We start from the raw sequence: 16458 nt of genomic DNA, 5'->3' as shown, positions 1-16458 counted from the left end.
GGAGGGGGAAGAAGACGCGTCTTCGTTCTTGGCGGGGTGGGCCATGAGGGAGGCTCAGTTCCTTTCGGCCGGGTTGCCGCCTTCGGAACCCTCGCTGCCGTTGCGCATGAAGAGCTGCGCGCCCTTCTCCAGGAGCACGCCGCCCAGCTCGCTGCGCTTGTCCCACAGCTTCTTGGGCGCGCCGCCCAGCCGCCGCAGGTCCTCCGGCTGCAGGTTCGCCGCGCGCCAGGTGAGCTGCTCCACCGCGTCGAAGAACTTCCCGGCCATCTCCCGCGACGACATCCGCGACAGCTGATCCAGGGAGAAGCCCTTGTCCGCGAGCAGGCCCGCGCTGCCCGCCGCCCACGTCTCGCTCGCCTTGTTGCTGCGCACCGCGCTGCCCGGCCGGGCGATCTTCACCGGCTCGTACACCGTGGGGCGCGTCTCCGGGATGACGTTGAGCTTGCGGCCGATCTTCTCGAAGGTGTCCAGCACCTGATCCAGCTGCGCGTCCGTGTGCGTCGCCATGTAGCTGGTGCGGATGAGCGCGTGGCCCGCCTCCACCGCCGGGGGAATCACGGGGTTGGCGAACACGCCCGCCTCGTGCAGCGCGCGCCAGAAGCGGAAGCACTTCACCTGGTCGCCAATGTGCACGGGCACCACCGGCGTCACCGACACGCCCGTGTCGAAGCCCATGGCGCGGAAGCCGTTGTGCATCTTCTCCGCGATGTCCAAGAGGCGCGCGCGGCGCTGCGGCTCCGCCTCGATGATCTCCGTCGCCTTGAGCGCCGCCGCGATGGACGCGGGCGTCATGGACGCGGAGAAGATGACCGAGCGGGCCTTGTGGCGGATGTAGTTGATGACGTCGAACGGACCCGCGAGCACGCCGCCCAGCGACGCGAAGCTCTTGGAGAACGTGCCCATCACCAGGTCCACGTCCTTCTCCAGGCCGAAGTACTCAGAGGTGCCCCGGCCCAGCTCGCCCAGCACGCCCATGGCGTGGGCGTCATCCGTCATCACGCGGGCGTTGTACTGCTTGGACAGCTCCACGATGCGGGGCAGGTTGCAGACGTCGCCCTCCATGGAGAACACGCCGTCCGTGACGATGATCTTCCCGGCGCCCGGCTCCGCCGCGGCCAGCAGCTGCTCCAGGTGCTCCATGTCGTTGTGGCGGAACTTGCGCTCCGTCGCGAACGACAGGCGCACGCCGTCCACCAGCGACGCGTGGTTCGCGCGGTCGCTGAACACGATGTCGTGACGGCCCAGGATGGACGCCAGCGCCAGGTTCGTCTGGAAGCCGGTGGAGATGACGATGGCCGACTCGCGGTTGAGGAACTTCGCCAGCCGCGCCTCCAGCTCCTCGTGCAGCGCGAGCGTGCCGTTGAGCAGGCGCGAACCGGAGCACGTGGTGCCGAACTTCTCCGTCGCCTTGATGGCCGCTTCCTTCACGCGCGGATCCGCGGACAGGCCCAGGTAGTTGTTCGAACCCACCATGATGACCCGGCGACCCTCGATCTCCACCTCCGTGGCGCCGTGCGATGCCTCGATGGCCCGGAAGTACGGGTACAAACCCGTGGCCTTGGCGATGCGGTAGTCCTTCCAGGTACGGCACTTATCGAACACGTCGCTCATGGTGGTCTTTCTTACGCGTCGGGGGGTGTGATCCGAGCCGCTTTCCATGTGCAGGGCGCGTTCCAGGATCGGATTGCCCGGCCGCGTGAACACCCAGGGGGACGACGACGCGAGGGGGTCAATAAAGAGGGAAATCCGCACTGTCAAGGCGGGGACGGTTCCATCGCACCTTGTGTGGGGCATCCGTGTCAGGGCGCGCCTTGACAGCCATGCCGCATTGGTGGCACGCCGCGCCACCGGACCTCTGTTCGCCACTGGATGCTCCATCACTCAGGGCACACACAGGTTCACATGGGGAATGGGTGGGGAGGGGCCGTCTGTTCCGGGGGCCTGAATCGTGGCCGGGTTATTGCTTCGCCGGCCAGCATCAGAGGAGCAGACGGTGTCCCAAGCACGACGACAGCGGTGGTTCGACGGCTTCATCCAGGCAGCGATGTCGCGGCCCTGGCAGGTGCTGCTCGCTGTCGCCCTGGTGACAGCCGCCGCGGGCGTCTTCGCCTCGCGTCTGGAGTTCCGCGGCTCCTTCGTGGAGCTCCTCCCGGAGGGTGCCCCGGAGGTCCGGGACCTGACACGCGTGTCAGAGAAGGCGGGTGGGGACGGGTACCTCGTCATCATGGCGAAGGGCGCTGCCCCGGAAGCCCTCAAGGCCTACGCCACGGAGTTCCAGAAGCGCCTGGAGGCCCTGCCGACGGTCCGCTACGTCGAGCACCACTATGACGTGGCCTTCTTCCGCCGCCACGGCCTGCTGCTCTTGCCCACGGCGGAGGTCGCCTCCCTGAGGCAGGACCTGGAGGCCCGCGTCCGCTACGAGAAGGAGCGCGCCAGCCCCCTCTTCGTGGACCTGGGCACGGAAGAGGCGCCGCCCACCTTCGAGGCCATCGCGAAGAAGCACACCCCGGACACCACGGCGCTGCCGGAGACGCTGGCGAACAAGGAGGGCACCGAGGTCTACCTGATGATCAAGCCGTCGGGGACGGCGGGGGACCTGGAGTTCGCGCGGAACTTCGTGGCCTCGGTGTTCGACACCGGCCGCACGCTCGCGGCGCAGAAGTACCCGGGCGTGACGCTGGAGGCGACGGGCAACTTCCAGAACCGCATTGAAGAGGACGCGGTGATGCGCCGCGACCTGTCCAACGCGGGCATGCTGTCCGCGCTCATTGCCATCGGCCTCATCCTGCTGGCCACCCGGCGCATCTCCGCGCTGGCGGTGGTGGGCGTGCCGGTGGTGGTGGGGTTGGTGCTGACGTTCGCGTTCGCGCAGGGCGCCATCGGCCACCTCAACATCGTGACGGGCTTCCTCGTCGCCATCCTCATCGGCCTGGGCATCGAGTACGGCGTCCACCTGGCCATGCGCTACTGGGAGGAGCGCGAGCGGCTGGGCGTGAAGGAGGCGCTGACGGCGGCGGTGCGCGGCACCTTCAGCGGGGCGCTCACGTCCGCCTTCACCAACGCGGCGGCGTTCTTCGTGCTGGTGCTGGCGCAGTTCCACGCGTTCCAGCAGTTCGGCCTGCTCGCGGGCATCGGCGTGCTGATGGCGGTGCTGTCCGCGTACGCGCTGGGCCCGTCGCTGCTCGCCATCGCGGAGCGCATCCGCCCGTACCGCCGCGACGCGGGGCCCGGTACCCCGGCCTCCGCGCCCGCCGTGGAGCAGGCCTCCGCCCCGGCTCCGGCGAAGGAGTGGCGGCGCTGGCCCACGGGCATCATCGTCGCGGTGGCGCTGTCGGTGGTGGGCTTCGCGGCGTACTCGGTGGGCATCGCGCCCCGGCTGGGCTTCGAGACCAACCTGCGCAACCTGAAGGGCGACTCCCCGGCGTCGCGGCTGGATGACCACATCACGGCGCAGATCGGCGCGCCGCTCAACCCCGCCATCCTCTCCGTGGACACGCTGGAGCAGGTCCGCGAGGTGGAGGCCGTCATCGCCCAGGTGAAGGCGAACAACGGCGCCAACTCCGTGTTCCTGCGCACCGCGTCGCTGAGCGACCTGGTGCCTTCCGACGTGGCGGGCCACGCGGCGGAGATGGGCCGCATCCGGACGCTGCTGGACGGGCTGCCGAAGTCCGCCCAGGAGGACTCGCGCGTGAAGGACCTGCGCGCGATGGTGGACGCGAAGCCCTACGGGCTGGAGCAGCTGCCGGTGGAGGCGCGCCGCCGCTTCGAGGCGCTGGACGGCAAGGGGATGTTCCTCCTGCTGTTCCCGTCGGTGTCCAACTACGACACGCAGGACCTGAACCGCTGGGCCACGCAGCTGGATGAGGTGGTGGTCGGCGCGAGGGCGAAGGGCATCGACCTGGCGGTGCTGGACAGCAACCGCATCGCCGCGCGCATCTTCTCGCTGGTGCGCGGGGACGGGCCGTTCATCCTCTGGTCCGCGGCCACGGTGGTGTTCCTGGTCATCCTGGCCAGCCTGCGCAGCTTCAAGCGCGCGCTGCTGGTGGCGGGCCCGCTGTTCCTGGGCATGACGTGCCTGGCGGGCGGCATGTACCTCTTCGACGTCCAGCTCAACTTCATCAACGCGGTGGTGCTGCCCAACCTGCTGGCCATCGCGGTGGACAACTCGGTGCACCTGTTCCACCGGTACGAGGAGGAGGGCCCCGGGTCGCTGGGCCGGGTCGTGCGCAACACCGGCTTCGCGGCGGTGGTGGCCACCCTGTCCAACGCGGCGGGCTACGGAGCGCTCCTCGTGGCGAACCACCAGGGCTTGCGCAGCATCGGACAGATTGCCCTACTAGGGGTCGTGAGCACCTTCCTGGGAACGACGGTGTTCTTTCCGGCCATGCTGGCGCTGTTGGAGCGGTGGAAGGGGCGGCGGTCCGCGGTGGCGCCGGAGGCGGGCGCGGTGGTGCGGAGCCTCAATCTCGGGGGGGCCGGCGAGCTGCCGGTCGAGTCGCCGGGGGAGCGCAAATCGGCGTGATGAGCATCTGGTCATTCAGCGAAGGCCGTGTGCGGCCCGCCGTGGCGTCGTCGGACGAAGCGCTCGTGCGCTTCCGGCAGGTGGACCTGGTCCTGATGGCGGCCTGCACGGTGGCCGGCCTGATGTGCCTGGGCCCGGCCTGGTGGGCGCCGCACTCGGGGCGCAACGCGCTCCTGTTCGGGTTCTTCGCACTGGGCCTGCCGGCCGTGCGCATGCTGGAGGCCCGCTTCCCGCGCCAGCCGCTGCTCGCCGTCGTGGGGGACTTCTGGCTGCTGCCGGTGTCCGCGCTGGCGCACGGGTGGCTGGGCCCCATCGTGGATTGGGTGAACCCGCTGCTGAAGGACGCCCAGCTCGTCGCGGTGGATCAGAAGCTGTTCGGCTTCCAGACCGCGGTGGCGCTGTCGCACGTGGTGCCGCCCTGGGCCAACGACGTCCTGATGCTCTGCTACTACGGCCACTTCATCTGGCCGCTGCTGCTGGGCGTCTACCTGTATGCCCGGGGCAGGGGGGCCACGCCGGGCTTCGATGAGTACCTGCTGGGGCTGGGGCTGCTCCTGGCCTTCAACTACGCGGCGTACTCGCTGGTGCCCGCGGTGGGGCCTCGCTACTTCCTCATCGGCGCTTTTGACGGGCCGGCCACCCAGGGGTGGATCCTCACGCCGCTCCTGGAGTCGATGATGCGCACGCCGGCGTACACCCGGGACTGCTTCCCGTCCGGGCACACCGGGGTGATGCTGGTGGTGCTCTTCTACGCGTTCCGGTTCGCCCGGCGGTTCTTCTGGGTGATGCTCTTCCCGGGCATGGGGCTCATCTTCGCGACGCTGGCGGGGCGGTTCCACTACGCCATCGACCTGGTGTGCGCGGTGCCCCTGGTGATGGTGGTGACGGGGCTGGCGCTGGCGCTGTCCCGGGCCGCCCGGCAGCGCGCGGTGGAACAGGGCGCGCGTTCCGTGCCCGTGGACGCTATCGTCCGGCCCTGAACCGCCAGCCGGTCGCCCCGGGGTTTCCGGGAGGACGTGCGCTGGCCTTTTAGAGGCCTGACCCATGTCCCCCCGGCCCGTGCTCGCGCAGCGCGTCTCCCGCTTCGGCACCACCGTCTTCTCCGAGTTCAGCGCGCTGGCCCTGAAGCACCAGGCCGTGAACCTGGGGCAGGGCTTCCCGGACTTCGACGGGCCGGACGCCATCAAGGAGGCCGCGTGGAAGGCCATCCAGGGCGGCGTCAACCAGTACGCCCCGGGCGTGGGTGCCCGTGACCTGCGTGTCGCGATCGCCGAGCACGCGCAGCGCTTCTACAACCACGCCGTGGATCCGGACACCATGGTCACCGTCACGAGCGGCGCGACGGAGGCCATCCTCGACGTCATCCTGGGGCTGGTGGACCCGGGCGACGAGGTGGTGGCCTTCGAGCCGTTCTACGACTCGTACGACGCCAACATCGCCTTCGTGGGCGCCACGCCGCGCTATGTGCCGCTGCGCCCGCCGGACGCGGAGCACACGACGTGGTGGTTCGACCGGGACGAAGTCCGCGCCGCGTTCAGCCCGCGCACGCGGCTGCTGATCCTCAACTCGCCGCACAACCCCACGGGCAAGGTCTTCACGCGCGAGGAGCTGGAGTTCCTGGGCAACCTCTGCGCCGAGCACGACGTGAAGGTGCTGGCGGATGAGGTCTACGAGCACATCGTCTTCGCCCCCGCGAAGCACCTCCGCGCCGCCACGGTGCCGGTGCTCGCGGACCGCACGGTGACGGTGAGCAGCGCGGGCAAGTCCTTCAGCCTCACGGGGTGGAAGATCGGCTGGATCATCGCGCCGCCGCCGCTGCGGGACGCGGTGCAGCGCGCGCACCAGTTCGTCACCTTCGCCACCGCGTCGCCGTTCCAGGCCGCCATGGCCGTGGCGATGCGGCTGCCGGACAGCTACTTCCAGGAGCTGACGGCGCTCTACACCGCCAAGCGGGAGCGGCTGCTCGCGGGCCTGCGCGCGGCGGGGCTCCAGGCGTTCTCGCCGGAGGGCAGCTACTTCATCCTCGCGGACGTCACCGGCTACGGCTTCGCGGACGACGTGGCCTTCTGCCGGCACCTGGTGACGGAGGTGGGCGTGGCGGGCATCCCGCCCAGCGTCTTCTACGGCCCGGAGCACCGGCACCTGGGGCAGCGCTTCGCGCGCTTCGCCTTCTGCAAGTCGGACGGCGTGCTGGATGAAGCCGCGCGCCGCCTGCGTGAGAAGCTGCCCGCCCTGAAGCGCTGACGCTGGCCAGGGCGCGCACGGCCGTGGGCGACGACTTCTTCGGAGAGCTGTACCTGCGCAGCACGCTGCCGTACCTCTCCGAGGCGGTGACGGGCCGGGAAGTCGAGTACCTGTCCCGGGCGTTCGCGGACGTGGAGGGGCCGGTGGTGGACCTGGGCTGCGGCCATGGCCGGCACGCGGCGCGGCTCAACACGGAGGGCGCGCTCGCCGGGCGGGTGGTGGGCCTGGAGCTGGATCCGCTGTCCCTGCGCCTGCGCCGCCCCGGCTTCCCCGTGGTGCGGGGCGACCTGCGGGCGCTGCCCTTCCAGGACGCGTCCCTGGGGGGCGCCTACGCCTGGTATTCGACACTCTTCGCCTTCTCCGACACGGAGCACGTCCAGGTCTTGCGCGAGGTGGCGCGGGCGCTGCGGCCCGGCGGACGGTTGGTGTTCCAGACGGTTCCCTACGAGCGGCTGGCCGGAAGTCCGGGCGCGTCGTTCCGCGAGCGGTTACCGGATGGGAGTCTCCTGGAGGAGGAGAGCCGCTTCGACGCGACGCGTGGCCGCGATGCCGGGCAGCGTCAGCTCACCTTGCCGGACGGTCGTGTCCTGCGAGCGGCGTACACGCTTCGTTACTATCCTCTTGCGGAACTGAAACGGCTGTTGGAAAGCACGGGCTTTTCGGTGGAGTGGGTGCACGGCGGCCTGGATTCCGGGCCGATGACACCCGAATCGACCGACCTCATCGTGGGAGCCGGACGCGGTTGACCGGCCCGGGACACCTCCAGTGGATCCGAAAGAGACATCGCGAACGCGGGTCGGCCTGCTGGGGCAACTGCCCCGCCGGGTCGACGTGTACGAGGTCGGCCCCCGCGACGGCCTTCAGAACGAACTCCGCACGCTGCCCACCCGCGACAAGGCGAGGCTGATCAACGCCCTGGTCGCCGCGGGGGAGAAGCGCATCGAGGTGACGTCGTTCGTGTCACCCAAGTGGATCCCCCAGCTCGCGGACGCGGAGGAGCTGTTCAAGCTGGTGGGCCGCCGCCCGGGGGTCGTCTTCTCCGCGCTGGTGCCCAACTTGAAGGGCCTGGAGCGCGCGCAGGCGGCGGGCCTGGAGGAGGCCGCGGTGTTCATCTCCGCGTCGGAGGCCCACTCCAAGAAGAACATCAACAAGACCATCGCGGAGGCCCTGGCCGGCGCGAAGGAAGTCACCGCCGCCGCCCGCAAGGCCGGCATGCGCGTGCGGGGCTACCTGTCCACCGTGTGGGGCTGCCCCTACGAGGGCCACGTCCCGGTGGAGCGCGTGGTGGACATCTGCCGGCAGCTGGTGGACGCGGGCATCTACCAGCTGAGCCTGGGCGACACGATTGGCGTGGGCACGCCCCGGCAGACCGAGGAAATCCTCTCCGCGCTGCTCCAGCACATGCCGGTGGACACGCTGGCGCTGCACCTGCACGACACGCGAGGCACCGCGCTGGCCAACGCGCTCGTGGGCCTGTCCGCGGGCGTCACCACGTTCGACGCGAGCATCGGCGGCCTGGGTGGCTGCCCCTACGCGCCGGGCGCCGCGGGCAACCTGGCCTCCGAGGACGCGGTGTTCATGCTGCACGGCATGGGCGTGGACACCGGCATCGACCTGGACAAGCTGGTCGAGGCCGGGGAGATCGCCCAGGAGCTCATCGGCCGGAAGCTCGCGGGCAAGTACCTCCAGGCCGCGCTCGGCGAGCGGGACAAGAAGGCCTCCCGCCGCGCGCAGACCTGAGCAGCCCCTGACGGGGACCCCGAATCAGTGGTCCCCGATCAGCGCCGGAAGCCGCTCCTCCAGGCCCAGGTGCTGGGCGGCGATCTGCAGCATGCGCCGCTCCTTGCGGTCGATGCGGCCGTCCACCAGGGCCATCTCCACGATGTGGCGCAGGAACACCTCCGCCTCCGGGCTGCCGCGCGGCACCAGGCGCTCGAAGAGCTGGGGCCCCGCGTTGAGGGCCATCTCCACGTTGGGCCACGACACGCTCCAGCGCTCCGCGCACAGCTTGAGCAGGCGGCGCTCGGCGGAGGAGACCTCACCGTCGGCGGCGGCGATGGACGCCATCATGTAGAGCAGCCGTTCGCGCTCCTTCACGTCCGTGACCACCCGGTCTCCATCCCCATGGCCGCCGGTGTCCATGGGCGGGGGCGGGACGGTGCCGCGCTCGGCCCGGCGTGCCTCCTGGTAGCGGGCCGCGTTCCGGGACGTCTGCTGCGCGTGGTGCACGTTCCAGGACTCGAAGGGGAGGGCGGACGCGAGCACCCAGTCGCGCTCGCCGTTGCCCAGCACCGTGCCGCAGAACTCGCAGGTGTTGGCCGCGCTGTTGGTGGTGGGCGCGTTGCACTGCGGGCAGCGGTCCGTGGACATACCGGTGTCCGTGTTCGTCTTCGCGCCGTGGCGTCGCAGCAGCGTGAAGACCCAGCGCTGGGGCACCGTGGGCAGGCTCGGCGGCTTCTCGTTCGCGGGGCCAATGCCCATGCGGGCGCTCCAGCGGATCTCCACCTGCGCCTCGTCGAAGGACTCCGGGTGCACCTCCAGCGCGCGCACGTCCACCGCGCCCACCGCGCACTCCAGGAAGACGCGCCGCCGGCCCTGCTTCGCCAGCTGGCCCAGCTCCGCGTCCAGCTTCGTGAGCGCGTCCGCGTTGGCGACCTTGGACAGGCGCTGCGTCTCGTTGCGGCTCTGCGCGTCGATCCACTTCCAGAACAAGAGCGACGCGCGGTCCTCCAGCATCTCCAGGTTGAGCGCGGGGTCCACCTCGCGCGCCTGCATCAGCCCGTCCACCTGCTTGTGGTGGCGCACGTGCTCCACGCCCTGGGTGATTTCAGAGAGCGTCCAGTCGTAGTTGCCGGAGTTCACCACCGCGTTGCAGAACTCGCAGGTGTTGGACGCGCCGCCCTTGTAGGGCGCGCCGCAGTTGGGGCACTTGCCCTGGAACAGGTCCTCGCCGATGCGCGTCTGCGCGCCGGGCTTGCGCACGAAGGTCCACACCTCCGTGAACACCTCCGGGGCCACCTTGCTGGCGGCGGCCATGGCCTGCGCGTCCGTCTGGTTCGCGGGCACGTCCGTGTCGCGGATGCTGGCGCGCACGCGCACGTGGATGCTGTCGTACCACTGGGTCTGGTGCAGGCCGATGAGCTGCACGTCCAGCACCTTCATGTCCGCGAGCGCGTCGCGCACGCCCTGCGCCTGCATCAGCCCCAGCTGCACGTTGAAGCGCTGCCACGTCGCGTCCGACAGGAAGGGGCGCACCGGCGTCATGTCCCGCCGGAACCATGACTTCTGCAGCTCGATGAAGAGCCAGCGCACCTTCTCCAGCGTGGGCTCCAATTCGAAGGACGGGTCCTTGAGCTTCAGCGCGTTCACCCAGCCCTGCACGTCACGGCCGGACACCTCCGTGCGCACCTCCGCCTCGCGCTGATCCAACGCGCGCCGGGTGGTGGCGTCCGGGTGCAGGTTGCGCTTGTAGAGCCAGTAGAGCCCACCGCCGATGATGAGCAGCGGAATGGTCACCTTCGGGTACAGGAAGAGGATCCGGATGAGGTCGAAGAGCAGCCAGAGGGGCAGGCCGTCACCGCCACCGCCGCCTCCACCGCGGTCGCGGCTGGACGTGTAGTGCTCGCCGCCGCCGCCGCGCGCCAGGGCCACGAGCGGAAGGGCGAGCAGAAGCAGGGTGGAGACGGTGAGCAGTCCCGGCAGCCACCGCCACCGGCGGTTCGTTGTTGAGCACGAAGGCATGGGCGAAATCCTATCCGTTTACGGCTTGCCAGACTGGGGAACAGGTTTCAGGCTGCGCGCCATTCACGCGGGCCGCCCGGGGCGGTCCGTCACGGGGAGCGAAGATGCCGGAGTTCAAGGTCGACGCGCGCGGGGCCATCGAGATCTGGACCATCGACGGGGAGAGCCGCCGCAACGCCATCAGCCGCGCGATGCACCAGGAGCTGGACGCGCTGGTGGCCCGCGTGTCCTCCGGCCGGGCCGTGCGCGCCGTCATCCTCACCGGCGCGGGGGACAAGGCCTTCTGCGCGGGCGCCGACCTCAAGGAACGCACCACCATGTCGGAGGACGAGGTCCGCTCCTTCCTCAACGGCCTGCGCGTCACCCTGCGCGCCATCGAGAAGAGCGACTGCGTCTTCATCGCCGCCATCAACGGCGCGGCCTTCGGCGGTGGCACGGAGCTGGCCCTGGCGTGCGACCTGCGCGTGGCCTCGCCCGCCACGGAGATGGGCCTCACGGAGGTGAAGCTGGGCATCATCCCCGGCGGCGGCGGCACCCAGCGGCTCTCCCGGCTCATTGGCCCCGGGCGCGCCAAGGACCTCATCCTCACCGCCCGGCGCGTGAACGCGGCGGAGGCCTTCAGCATCGGCCTGGTGAACCGGCTGGCCCCGGAAGGGCACCTGCTGGAGGTCGCCTTCCAGCTCGCGGAGGCCGTCGTGGAGAACGCCCCCGTGGCCGTGGCCACCGCGAAGCACGCCATCGACGAGGGCACCGGCCTGGAGCTGGACGACGCGCTGGCGCTGGAGCTCAAGAAGTACGAAGAGGTGCTCAAGACGGAGGACCGGCTGGAAGGGCTCCGCGCCTTCGCGGAGAAGCGTCCCCCTGTCTATAAAGGCCGCTAGGCCCTTCGAAAGCGACAGGGGCGGCAGGCCCGCGGTTGCCCGCGGACCGTGCTGCCCCTGCTTGCGTCACTCACATCAACTTCAGGCGCTCGCGGTCTTCTCCCCGCCGATGTTCACGCCCTGCTTGTTGATGTAGCCCATCGCCTTGTCCTTGACGGTGGTGCGCAGCTCCGTGCCGCGGCTCGGGGCCATCAGCAGGGCCACGATGCTGCCCGCGGCGGCGCCCAGCAGGAACGCCCCCAGGCCGCCCATGCCCGAGCGCGCCGGCTTGTACGTCGTCAATCCCACATACCGCAGCGCGTCGTCCGGCTCGAAGTTGTCCCACGACTTGCGGGCGACCTTGCCCGCCTTGTCCGCGTACTCGGGGAGCTGGTCGAGCAGCTGGTGCGCCAGGAACTGACGGTACAGCTTGCTCTTGGCCAAAGCCTTCGCCTGCCACGTCGCCTTCTTCGCTCTGAACATGGGTCCCTCCTGGGCCGGATGCCATTGACGGGGCGAGTGTGGCCCGCCTGGGTGCACACCCCCCGTGCGACATCAAGGTAGGCAGGGAAGCCCCAGGCGCCATCCCCCGGCGCGTCGCGGCGGAGGCCCATGCGTCGTCCGTTGGACGGCACGGCTGGTGGTTCGGCTGGCAAGAAGGCAGCCAGGCCAGGGGTTTCTTGGTATGGGACGGCGGCCATGTCCTCAGATCAGAAACTGCTCGAGAAGGTCGCCCAGGTGGAGAAGGGCGGCGCGCCCAAGTACCACGCGAAGAACGCGGAGACGGGCAAGCTCTTCGCGCGCGAGCGCATCCGCCTGCTCGTGGATGCGGACTCCTTCGTGGAGGACGGAAAGCTCGCCAACAACCTGGACGCGGAGCTGCCCTCCGACGGCGTCATCACCGGCATGGCGCGCATCGACGGCCGCGCGGTGGCCATCATGGCCAACGACTCCACGGTGAAGGCGGGCAGCTGGGGCGCGCGCACGGTGGAGAAGATCCTCCGCATCCAGGAGACGGCGAGGGCGCAGCGCTGCCCCCTCATGTACCTGGTGGACAGCGCGGGCGCGCGCATCACGGACCAGGTGGAGATGTTCCCCGGCCGCCGGGGCGCGGGCCGCATCTTCTACAACGAGGTCCACCTGTCGGGCTTCGTCCCGCAGATCTGCCTGCTCTTCGGCCCGTCCGCCGCGGGCGGCGCGTACATCCCCGCGTTCTGCGACCTGGTCATCATGGTGGAGGGCAACGCCTCCATGTACCTGGGCAGCCCCCGCATGGCGGAGATGGTCATCGGGGAGAAGGTCACGCTGGAGGAGATGGGCGGCGCGAAGATGCACTGCTCCGTGTCTGGCGTGGGCGACGTGCTGGTGAAGACGGAGCAGGAGGCCATCGCCGCCGCGAAGCGGTACCTGTCCTTCTTCCCGGAGAACTTCTCCAAGGCCCCGCCGCAGGTGGAGTTGAAGGCGCCCAAGCACAGCGGCAAGCGCGTGGATGAGATCGTCCCGCCGGATCAGAACAAGCCGTTCGACATGCACGCCCTCATCACGGAGCTCATCGACGAGGGCAGCTGGTTCGAGGTGAAGAAGCTCTTCGCCCAGGAGCTGATCACCGGCCTGGCGCGCATTGGCGGCCGTCCGGTGGGCATCGTCGCGAACCAGCCCAAGTACAAGGGCGGCGTGCTCTTCGTGGACAGCGCGGACAAGGCGGCCCGGTTCATCTGGCTGTGTGACGCGTTCAACATCCCGCTGCTGTACCTGTCGGACGTGCCGGGCTTCATGATCGGCACCAAGGTGGAGCGCGCGGGCATCATCCGCGCGGGCGCGAAGATGATCTCCGCGGTGTCGGAGGCCAGCGTGCCGCGCATCTGCGTGGTGGTGCGCAAGGCGTATGGCGCCGGCCTCTACGCCATGAGCGGCCCTGGATTCGCCCCGGAGGCCACGCTGGCGCTGCCCCAGGCGATGATCGCCGTGATGGGGCCGGAGGCGGCGGTGAACGCCGTCTACTTCAACAAGATCCAAGAGCTGCCGGAGGCCGAGCGGCCAGCCTTCGTCCAGAAGCTGCGCGACGAGTACAAGCAGGACGTGGACATCTTCAAGCTGGCCAGCGAGCTCATCATCGACGCGGTGGTGCCCGGCGATTCACTGCGCGGGGAATTGCTGCAGCGTTATTCGCTTTATGCGGACCGGTTCCAGCCCCGTGCGGAAAAGAAGCACGGCGTCCACCCCGTCTGAAGTTCCCCCACCAGTCATCCACGCTAGATTCCGCACCCGACCATGGACTTCGAACTTCCTGAAAGCCACCGCGCCCTCCAGGCCTCCCTCCGTGAATTCTGCGAACGCCGCGTGAAGCCGTACGCGCGGGAATGGGACAAGGACGAGAAGTTCCCCATGGAGGTCGTGAAGGAGCTGGGCCAGCTGGGCGTGCTGGGCATGCTCGTCTCCGAGGAGTACGGCGGAGCGGCCATGGACTCGCTCGCCGTGGCGGTGGCCGTGGAGGAGATCGCCCGCTACGACGGGTCGCTCGCGCTCACGGTGGCCAGCCACAACGGCCTGGGGACGAGCCACGTGCGCGTCTTCGGCAACAAGGCGCAGCACCAGCGCTACCTGCCCAAGCTCGCCTCCGGTGAGTGGCTGGGCGCGTGGGGCCTCACCGAGCCGGGATCCGGTTCGGACGCGTCCGGCATGCGCACCACCGCCGTGAAGAAGGGCGGCAAGTGGGTGCTCAACGGCGCGAAGATGTTCATCACCCAGGGCACGGTGGGTGACGTGTTCGTGGTGCTGGCGCTCACGTCGCCGGAGAAGCGCCAGAAGGGCATCACCGCCTTCGTGCTGGAGAAGGGCCTCCCCGGCTTCAGTCAGCGCTCCATTCACGGGAAGCTGGGCATGCGCTCGTCGGACACCGCCGAGCTCATCCTGGAGAACGTGGAGGTCGGTGACGACGCCATCGTGGGCGAGGTCGACCGGGGCTTCATCGACACGCTGAAGATCCTCGACAAGGGCCGCATCACCATCGGCGCGCTGTCGGTGGGCCTGCTTCGCGGGGCGCTGGAGGAGTCGGTGGCGTACTCCAAGGACCGCACCGCGTTCGGCCAGCCCATTGGCGAGTTCCAGGGCCTGCGCTGGATGATGGCGGACATGAAGACGGAGCTGGAGGCGGCGCGCCTGCTGGTGCACCGCGCGGCGCGGCTCGCGGACGCGGGGCAGCCGTACTCGGAGGAGGCCTCCATGGCGAAGCTCTTCGCGTCGGAGGCGGCCATGCGCGGGTGCAACAAGGCCGTGCAGATCCACGGCGGCTACGGCTACACGCGCGAGTTCCCGGTGGAGCGCTACCTGCGTGACGCCAAGCTCTGTGAGATTGGCGAAGGCACGAGCGAGATCCAGCGCACCATCATCGCCCGCGAGACCTTCAAAGGGGCCTGATGGATACCGCTCGGCTGCGTGAGCTGGGGCTCCAGGTCCGTGAGGAGCCGTCCGGCGTCGAAGTGGTGCTGGACCTGGAGGCCGCGTCCCTGGTGAACCCCATCACCAAGGACTTCATCACCGACATCACCTTCCAGGTGATGGGTGACCGGCTCATCCCCATCGCGCCGCCGGCGGTGGTGGGCATGACGCCCATCCTGCTGTCCGCCATCGACGCGGCGGAGGAGATGCAGGCGCTCTTGCTGGACACCTTCAGCGACCACGTCTTCCACCTGCAGCGCCGCTCGGAGGAACTGCAGCTGTTGGGCCTGCCCGCGGACGTGGATCCGCAGTCCCTGGAGCTGTCCACGAACGTGCAGGAGGGCCAGCTCGCGGTGAAGCTGGTGTCGGACCGGCAGGGCAACTTCCGCATCGCGCAGGCCATCCGGGGCGGGGAGGAGCTGGCCACCGCCGCGGGGCACGTCATCGAGCTGTCGGAGTTCCGTGAGAAGGCCGCGCTGACGGGCTACCTGTCCGCGCTGCTCGGCGAGCCGGTGGCCCGCGCGCCACAGGCGGCCTCCGGCGCGGAGCCGGTGCGCTTCGTGGAGGTGGTGGAGAAGTTCGGTCCGCAGGCGCTGGTGCCGCCGCGCAGCAGCCTGGAGTTGCTGGCGCAGCTGCAGGTGGAGGGCAAGGCCTACCGCTTCGCCGCCGCGCGCATCGCCGGGCGCACCTTCCGGGGGCTGCTGGCGGGCACCCAGGGCAAGGTGTGGGCGGGCCGCTTCGAACTGGATGAGTTCCCCGGCGTGGTGCGGATGGTGGCGGACCTGTTGAAGGTCGCTCCCGAGGCCGTGCGCCTCGTGGGCCCGGACGCGCCCCAGGAGTGAGCCGCGTGGAGAAGATGACCCTGGTGGAGCGGGTACAGGCCCTGGAGACACGGCTGGGCGTGCAGTTCTCCAAGCGCGACCTGGCCTTGGAAGCGCTGACGCACAAGACGTACGTCAACGAGAACCGCGACCAGAACCTCAAGGACAACCAGCGCCTGGAGTTCCTGGGCGACGCCGTGGTGGACCTGGCCGTGAGTCACCGGCTGATGGACCGCTGCCCCGGCGTCCCCGAGGGCGAGCTCACCAAGATGCGCGCTCGCATCGTCCACGAGGAGGGGCTGGCCCGCGTGGCCCGGAGCCTGCGCCTGGGCGAGCTGCTGCTCCTGGGCCGGGGCGAGTCCCAGTCCGGCGGGCGCGACAAGAACTCGCTGCTCGCGGACGCGCTGGAGGCGGTGCTGGGGGCCGTCTACCTGAGCGGCGGCCTGGAGCCCGCGCTGGCGCTGGTGGACCGCATCTTCGGGGAGCTGGTGGAGGAGGTGGCCTCCGGCGCCGGCCGCCTGGACTACAAGACGCTCCTCCAGGAGCTGTCCCACGAACGGCTCAAGCTGTCGCCGCGCTACCGGGTGGTGGCGGAGTCGGGCCCGGAGCACTCCAAGGTGTTCGAGGTGGAGGTGTGCATCGGGGAGGCCGTGTACGCCCGGGCCAACGGCCGGAACAAGAAGGAGGCCGAGCAGGCAGCCGCGCGCACCACGCTGGAGCGCCTGAAGGCGGAAGAGGCTTCCCTGGCATCCCCGGCTGTCGTGGCGCCCGTCCCGGGAGGTCCCTCACCGGAGGACCCTCCGGCGTGAAAGCCCTTGGAGGGGGAGGGGGG

General features: G+C 69.8%; 13 protein-coding genes. 10 read left to right on the top strand and 3 right to left on the bottom strand.

All coding sequences use genetic code 11. The features are described 5' to 3' along the window. Positions 1 to 54: 54 nt before the first annotated feature. Positions 55 to 1611: an aminotransferase class I/II-fold pyridoxal phosphate-dependent enzyme gene (locus D7W81_RS30575; RefSeq protein ID WP_120558935.1), complete on the bottom strand. Its 1557-nt coding sequence runs from the start codon at positions 1609 to 1611 to the stop codon at positions 55 to 57. Positions 1612 to 1993: 382 nt separating this feature from the next. Here D7W81_RS30575 and D7W81_RS30570 point away from each other — a divergent pair, with 382 nt between their 5' ends. From D7W81_RS30570 to D7W81_RS30550, 5 genes are all read left to right on the top strand, one after another. Then, positions 1994 to 4522: an efflux RND transporter permease subunit gene (locus D7W81_RS30570; protein WP_438503384.1), complete on the top strand. Its 2529-nt coding sequence runs from the start codon at positions 1994 to 1996 to the stop codon at positions 4520 to 4522. Further along, positions 4522 to 5502 carry a phosphatase PAP2 family protein gene (locus tag D7W81_RS30565; RefSeq protein WP_208721511.1) on the top strand — a complete coding sequence of 327 codons (981 nt, stop codon included), beginning with the start codon at positions 4522 to 4524 and terminating at the stop codon, positions 5500 to 5502. The genes D7W81_RS30570 and D7W81_RS30565 overlap by 1 nt, the downstream gene beginning before the upstream one ends. Before the next feature lie 64 nt (positions 5503 to 5566). Further along, complete coding sequence (locus D7W81_RS30560; protein ID WP_120558933.1) at positions 5567 to 6766, top strand: aminotransferase class I/II-fold pyridoxal phosphate-dependent enzyme; 1200 nt, start codon at positions 5567 to 5569, stop codon at positions 6764 to 6766. 23 nt (positions 6767 to 6789) lie between these two features. Further along, a complete protein-coding gene (locus D7W81_RS30555; protein WP_120558932.1) occupies positions 6790 to 7512 on the top strand; it encodes a class I SAM-dependent methyltransferase in 723 nt (240 codons plus the stop codon). 19 nt (positions 7513 to 7531) lie between these two features. Then, complete coding sequence (locus D7W81_RS30550) at positions 7532 to 8506, top strand: hydroxymethylglutaryl-CoA lyase (protein ID WP_120558931.1); 975 nt, start codon at positions 7532 to 7534, stop codon at positions 8504 to 8506. Between the two features lie 24 nt (positions 8507 to 8530). Here D7W81_RS30550 and D7W81_RS30545 read toward each other — a convergent pair whose 3' ends face one another. Beyond that, positions 8531 to 10507 (bottom strand): TIM44-like domain-containing protein, encoded by a 1977-nt coding sequence (locus D7W81_RS30545; RefSeq protein ID WP_120558930.1) that lies wholly within the window; start codon positions 10505 to 10507, stop codon positions 8531 to 8533. 104 nt (positions 10508 to 10611) lie between these two features. Between D7W81_RS30545 and D7W81_RS30540 the strand changes: the two genes are divergently transcribed. Next, entirely contained in the window at positions 10612 to 11388 is a 777-nt protein-coding gene (locus D7W81_RS30540) for an enoyl-CoA hydratase-related protein (RefSeq protein ID WP_120558929.1), read from the top strand. An 81-nt stretch (positions 11389 to 11469) separates the two neighbouring features. On the opposite strand, the gene D7W81_RS30535 is transcribed toward D7W81_RS30540, so the two are convergent. Further along, on the bottom strand, positions 11470 to 11850 hold the full coding sequence (locus D7W81_RS30535) for a YtxH domain-containing protein (RefSeq protein WP_120558928.1): 381 nt from the start codon (positions 11848 to 11850) through the stop codon (positions 11470 to 11472). A gap of 216 nt (positions 11851 to 12066) precedes the next feature. On the opposite strand from D7W81_RS30535, the gene D7W81_RS30530 reads away from it, so the two are divergent. The 4 genes from D7W81_RS30530 to rnc are packed head-to-tail and all read left to right on the top strand — an operon-like array spanning position 12067 to position 16435. After that, entirely contained in the window at positions 12067 to 13596 is a 1530-nt protein-coding gene (locus tag D7W81_RS30530; RefSeq protein ID WP_120558927.1) for an acyl-CoA carboxylase subunit beta, read from the top strand. A gap of 42 nt (positions 13597 to 13638) precedes the next feature. After that, on the top strand, positions 13639 to 14784 hold the full coding sequence (locus tag D7W81_RS30525; RefSeq protein ID WP_120558926.1) for an acyl-CoA dehydrogenase family protein: 1146 nt from the start codon (positions 13639 to 13641) through the stop codon (positions 14782 to 14784). Beyond that, a complete protein-coding gene (locus D7W81_RS30520; protein ID WP_208721509.1) occupies positions 14784 to 15647 on the top strand; it encodes a hypothetical protein in 864 nt (287 codons plus the stop codon). Before D7W81_RS30525 ends, D7W81_RS30520 begins: the two co-directional genes overlap by 1 nt. A 14-nt stretch (positions 15648 to 15661) precedes the next feature. Continuing rightward, on the top strand, positions 15662 to 16435 hold the full coding sequence (rnc, locus tag D7W81_RS30515) for a ribonuclease III (RefSeq protein ID WP_208721513.1): 774 nt from the start codon (positions 15662 to 15664) through the stop codon (positions 16433 to 16435). Positions 16436 to 16458 lie beyond the last annotated feature (23 nt).

The organism is Corallococcus aberystwythensis (assembly GCF_003612165.1).
Lineage (GTDB): Bacteria > Myxococcota > Myxococcia > Myxococcales > Myxococcaceae > Corallococcus > Corallococcus aberystwythensis.
This window is presented reverse-complemented; position numbering and strand designations above follow the sequence as displayed.